At 56.6% G+C, this 2,201-nt stretch carries 5 protein-coding genes; all 5 read left to right on the forward strand.

Annotation, left to right across the window (positions count from 1 at the left end):
- The first annotated feature begins 152 nt into the window (after positions 1-152).
- Positions 153-413 carry a hypothetical protein gene (locus Q1A36_RS21185; RefSeq protein WP_299848138.1) on the forward strand — a complete coding sequence of 87 codons (261 nt, stop codon included), beginning with the start codon at positions 153-155 and terminating at the stop codon, positions 411-413.
- On the forward strand, positions 413-1,156 hold the full coding sequence (locus Q1A36_RS21190) for a hypothetical protein (protein ID WP_299848139.1): 744 nt from the start codon (positions 413-415) through the stop codon (positions 1,154-1,156). Before Q1A36_RS21185 ends, Q1A36_RS21190 begins: the two co-directional genes overlap by 1 nt.
- 268 nt (positions 1,157-1,424) lie before the next feature.
- Positions 1,425-1,562 (forward strand): hypothetical protein, encoded by a 138-nt coding sequence (locus tag Q1A36_RS21195; protein WP_299848141.1) that lies wholly within the window; start codon positions 1,425-1,427, stop codon positions 1,560-1,562.
- Positions 1,555-1,779, forward strand: a complete 225-nt coding sequence (locus tag Q1A36_RS21200) for a hypothetical protein (RefSeq protein WP_299848143.1) — start codon at positions 1,555-1,557, stop codon at positions 1,777-1,779. Before Q1A36_RS21195 ends, Q1A36_RS21200 begins: the two co-directional genes overlap by 8 nt.
- A 57-nt stretch (positions 1,780-1,836) precedes the next feature.
- On the forward strand, positions 1,837-2,201 hold a 365-nt coding region (locus Q1A36_RS21205; RefSeq protein ID WP_299848146.1), incomplete at its 3' end, for a hypothetical protein.

The raw sequence follows: 2,201 nt of genomic DNA on the forward strand, positions 1-2,201 counted from the left end.
CTGATGTCTGCATCGCCAAAATTTACGCCCAAACCGTCAGGCAGGCAACTGTAGCCCAGTTAACGTGACAACACCCCAACGACACCTACAAATGGTATGAGAACCTGCGCGACAGGACGGACGATCCCGAAAATCTTCCGGCGCTACAAATCGTGCTGTCAAAAGTCCCATCCCGACAAAGCAAGACTGAGGTAGAAATCGAGAAAGAGGCGCTGCGCCGCTTCCCGGTCATGGAGGATTACTTCATGGAGCGGAAACAGCATAAGGATGCAGCCAGCTTCGGCTTCCTGCATGTTCTGGCAGACGAACGCCGCAACTCGGACAATGGGCTTCTGCGGAGCCATGCCAAGCATTACGACGAGGCGATTGAAGAAGCCACGTCAATCCTCGCTGAAATACTGAGGACAGCATAATGGCAAGGAAGAAGCGCCCAACGATCCAAGGGACCGATCCCAACTACACGACCAACTTCACAAGCAGCAAAGATACTTTCGCTCCCGCGATGCCATCCCCTCTAGTGATACCATCCCCGCAGGCGATACCGTTGGAAGCATCGACGCCCGCAACGGACGGATCAGAGGCCGCGACCGATACTCTAGCTCCTGAAGCAGCGTCGAGCGCGGTAGTGGAAGCAAAGCCTGCGCCGCAGATTGAAGAGCCTTCCACACCGGACAAGCCGGATGAAGGCTTAGGCGCAACCGAAAGCACAGAGCCGAACAGCCCCCCCGTTCCAGTCGCACCGAAAGCGAAACAAACACGGCCCAGGAAATCCCCTGCAAAAGAAACACAGAGCGCGAAACGCCCAACCGGACTGGAAGCCGCCGCAAAGCGGGACCACAGCGAGGCGCTGTCAGCTTTGGAAGAGAAGGGCTACGCAATGCGGAATGTTCTTCAGCTCGCTGGAAGGCGGGCAGTCGCTCGATTTGAATTGAAACCACGCTTCGAGCCAAAACAAGACGTTGAGCGCCTGCCAGCCCGGAAGGGAGGCTACTATTCCACCAAGCAGTTGCCGGTCAGCATCCTAGATGATCTTCGCAACACGCATGATCCCCTCCGACTGAAATCCGACGCTGCAATGGTGCGGGGACAGTTCGAACCTCTGTTTTGGACGTGCCTTGATGAAGTGATCGCAGAGCTTCAGAAGAAAGAGGCATAGAAGGGCGCGGCAAGCCGCACCAGTTTTTCCATAAGAGGGGGAAGGAGTTTCGGCTTCCTTCCCCCTGAAGGAAAATAGACAGGGCCGTGTCCTCGCCTACGGCTGCGGGCCGCACCAACCCTGTCGATTTTCCTTCACCCCCATCCTCTCAAGCTCGCCGCATGGCAGGGGTAAGCGGACGCTTACCCCGCCTCCGATTATCCGGACGGGGAAACAGGCGCTCCGCGATCACAAAAGCGATGGAGTGAACGCTGTGCCGAGAAAACCAATGCTGGAAGCGAAAGCAATCAAGCGCATCCTGGACGCCAAGACGCGGGAAGTCGTGGGATGGCTCTACGAATGGAACACGGGCGAAGTCGCTCCGTTCTGGCGGGCAGGTCAGAGGGACAATGTTGTCTATGAATGACGAGCCGATGTTCTCGATCATAGCCAAGCACCAGGACAAGCACCTCGGGACGATTCACTCGGAAAGCGAGGAAATCTTGCGCAGCTTCGGCGCAGCATACATGCGCGATAGACAGACGGTGGGGGAAGTCAACCTTCACAGCCCGGATGGAGCTGCGCTTGCGACCTTCGATATGTGGCAGGACCGCTGGACAGAAGTTGCTCGGAACGGCGGTTAGAGTTTCCCGTTGACGGTCTGCAATGCTATAATGACGTCAGAACGGAGGCAGAGCATCATGAACCTTAAATCTTTGGTTAGTAGCGCGATTTTCATGGGTCTGCCGGTGACGGCCGGGGCATGGGAACACGCTCATGATCGCGGGGTCGATCTCTACCTGACGGGCGGGGGAGAAATGTCTCTGTCGCTAGTCTGCGATCCGAACAGCGTTTATGGCACAACCAACAGTGCAGTCTTGGTCGAAGCCGGGGGGAACCGGGACATTTCCGGTCCGGTTCAATTTGCTTTTCCTGATGGCAATCGAGTGGATGCAGAATTGACGCATGGGCGGTTCGGCAAGGACGTAGGGTGTTGTCACGTTAAGTTTCTCTGGCCGGAAAGGCCAGGGGCTCGTAGATATTCAGGCGAAACAGGCCGCAATTT

This window comes from uncultured Paracoccus sp., from assembly GCF_947487305.1.
Taxonomy (GTDB): domain Bacteria; phylum Pseudomonadota; class Alphaproteobacteria; order Rhodobacterales; family Rhodobacteraceae; genus Paracoccus.

Coding starts and splice junctions, on each gene's coding strand:
- Q1A36_RS21190 (WP_299848139.1), top strand. CDS start 413: ATGGCAAGGAAGAAGCGCCCAACGATCCAAGGGACCGATCCCAACTAC.
- Q1A36_RS21195 (WP_299848141.1), top strand. CDS start 1,425: ATGCTGGAAGCGAAAGCAATCAAGCGCATCCTGGACGCCAAGACGCGG.
- Q1A36_RS21200 (WP_299848143.1), top strand. CDS start 1,555: ATGAATGACGAGCCGATGTTCTCGATCATAGCCAAGCACCAGGACAAG.